Source organism: Clostridia bacterium, assembly GCA_012841935.1.
Lineage (GTDB): Bacteria > Bacillota > Peptococcia > DRI-13 > DTU073 > DUTS01.
Genome location: DUTS01000085.1, coordinates 1 through 2,719 on the forward strand (window position 1 = coordinate 1; position 2,719 = coordinate 2,719).

The 2,719-nt window shown below is 37.7% G+C and carries 4 protein-coding genes; all 4 read right to left on the bottom strand.

Features of this window, described 5'->3' with window-relative positions:
• Positions 1–327: glutamate dehydrogenase (locus GX687_04870; GenBank protein ID HHX96775.1), on the bottom strand; the 327-nt coding region annotated here is incomplete at its 3' end.
• Positions 328–483: 156 nt separating this feature from the next.
• Positions 484–1,509 (bottom strand): ADP-ribosylglycohydrolase family protein, encoded by a 1,026-nt coding sequence (locus GX687_04875; GenBank protein ID HHX96776.1) that lies wholly within the window; start codon positions 1,507–1,509, stop codon positions 484–486.
• Between the two features lie 148 nt (positions 1,510–1,657).
• On the bottom strand, positions 1,658–2,320 hold the full coding sequence (locus GX687_04880; GenBank protein ID HHX96777.1) for a hydrolase: 663 nt from the start codon (positions 2,318–2,320) through the stop codon (positions 1,658–1,660).
• A 63-nt stretch (positions 2,321–2,383) separates the two neighbouring features.
• Positions 2,384–2,719, bottom strand: a 336-nt coding sequence (locus GX687_04885) for a hypothetical protein (protein HHX96778.1), incomplete at its 5' end; no start/stop codon positions are given.

The window sequence follows — 2,719 nt, forward strand, 5'->3', positions numbered from 1 at the left end:
ATTAACTGTTACACCACCTTTACCACCACCATATGGTAAACCAATAACAGCACATTTAATACTCATCAAAGTTGCCAAGGCTTTTACTTCTTGAAGATTTACCAAAGGATGAAAGCGAATCCCGCCTTTGGCAGGTCCCATTACATCATTATGCTGAACCCGATATCCCTTAAAAACCCTAACACTACCATCATCCATTCGTACCGAAAAAGTAACTTCCAAAGAACGCCTTGGCTCCAAAAGTGCTTTGGCGGTCTCCTCATCTAAATCCAATAATTTAATGGCTCTGTTTATTTGATAATCCGCTGTTCCGTTAAAACTCAAAATAGTGGCCTCCCTCCTGCTATTTAACTAGTAATCCTATTTACAACTATAAACATACGACACAATATATAACATTTGCAAGTAAGGAACTAGAGTTTAACTATAAGTATACAATATATTTAAAAGGCCGCTTCCCGTAGTTGGGGAAGCGGCCTTTGTTTATGAACCAGGATAACGCCGCCACCAATCAAGCGTTCCTTTATAACCAGTAAAAAGATCATCGGCCAAACGAATAATCAATTCACTTAACTCAATTCTTTCTATCCATTCTTTGGGCAATCCTTCAAAACCTAAATAAGCACCAAGAATATTGCCTACTATAGCCCCAGCACTGTTACTACCACCATCATGATTTACCGCCACATAAAGTGCTTGTTTAAAATTATCCGGATGTTTCAAAACCGCATAAATAGCAATCGCCAAAGCCTCTTCTGCTACACGTCCCTCACCAATCTCGCTAATAGCTTGTACAGGTTCTAGATCACTTTCTGCTAAGCGTAAAGCCTTGCGAACACTTTGATTACATTCCTCATAACCATCATAAAAAACTAGTTTTTCCAAAGAAGCTTGGACTGCTCTTTTAATTTCCACACCGGAAATAATTTTAGCAATTAAATAAGCTAAAAAACCAGCAGATAGATAACCACTTGGATGACCATGAGTCAGGGCCGCACATTCACAGCCCAATTCAAATGCATTTTTAGTAGAAAAATAAAGACCCACTGGTGCAATACGTTTAACTCCCCCACAACCCTTACTATCATTAATTCGTTTATCCAAAGTACCGTAATCTCCACTGGACAAGGCTGTTAAACAAGTTTTACCTGGTGAACGTTTTTCATGTAAATCTTTTACCTGAATTAAAAAACCATTATAAATATCTTCAATCTTCTTATTTTTAGGATATCCTTGTGTATAAAGCCAACGCAAATAAGCATAATAAACAATGGAAGGAAAATAACAGGCACCCCGCACCCTTTTTCTAGTTTCAGCCCGCAAAAGTCCTTCCACCGTAAATAAAGTAAGTTGTGTATCATCTGTAATTTCCGCCTTGCCTGCTGCATTACAAACCAAATCAACCAGACCTTGTTCTCCATGCTTTTCCTTAATCTCAGCCAAGCTTAACAAATCTACAGGTGCACCGAAAGCATCACCAATAGCCCCACCCAATAAACAACCTTTTATTTGCCCCTGTTTACTTTTAACCTTTAACACAGTACACACCTACCTTCCGGAAAAATTTCATCGTACAAACTATTAAATATAATTCCTTTAAAATTATAATTTTATGAAAAAACAAGGAAGCCTATCAGTCTAAGTTTGGCCGAAATACTCAATCTATTTGATTGCGATAATTTTGCATAACTCCTTTAAAAATTTCCGCCGAAGTCGGAGGTGTGTAAGTTATGGCATTGGCACCTGCAGCAATGGTTCGTGCAATTGATTCCTCACAAGGTCCACCTGTAGCAATAATTGGAATCTCAGGATAAGCTTGACGAATTTGTTTCACAATTAAAGGTGTTTTAGATGCTCCGGAAACATTGAGAATAGCCGTTCCGGCCTGCAAACGAGCCGTAATGTCATCACTTTCCGAAACAATAGTAACAATAATTGGAATATCAATTTTTTGGGCTAATTCTTTTATCAATTCATTTTTTGTGGGAGCATTAACTACTACCCCCATGGCCCCTTGATGTTCTGCGTGAATGGCTATATCCACCACTCGATGGCCAGTAGTCGTTCCCCCACCAACTCCGCAAAAAACTGGCACACTAGATACATTTATTATCGCTTGAGTAATTACTGGCTGTGGAGTAAAAGGATAAACGGCAATTACCGCATCAGCATTACAATTTTTAATTAAAGCTACATCTGTACTAAATAATAAAGATTTAATTAATCGACCAAAAATATTAATACCACCAACAGTATTAATAATTTCCGGTACCCGAATCATTCGCTTACGTAATTTACTCTGAATTTCCGGAACAAACAATTTCAATAGACCACCTCATATGTATTACTTCTATCTTTAGCTTACCAAATTATTAACTTTTTGTCAGCCCTCCTCGATAATTTTTAAATAACGCAGGGCCAATACCGCCAATTCCGCCTTAGTTACCGGTTGATCAATGGCCAAAACTAATCCCGTAGGGGTTTTTCGTCCCCGCAAAAGACCAATTTCTTTTGCCGTCCCCAAAATCAGATTATTTTTTTTACAATAAGTGCACTTATCAGTAAATTCATTTAATAGTTGTTCACAATCTTCATCAGAGGCGATCTCAACATCCAAAGCCTTAACCAATTCATAAAAAATTCTAAATCGTAGCATTTCCGTACGAGGTCTTTTCTTTAAACCAATTAAAGTAAAAACCTTTTCCTGAAAAGCTTGATC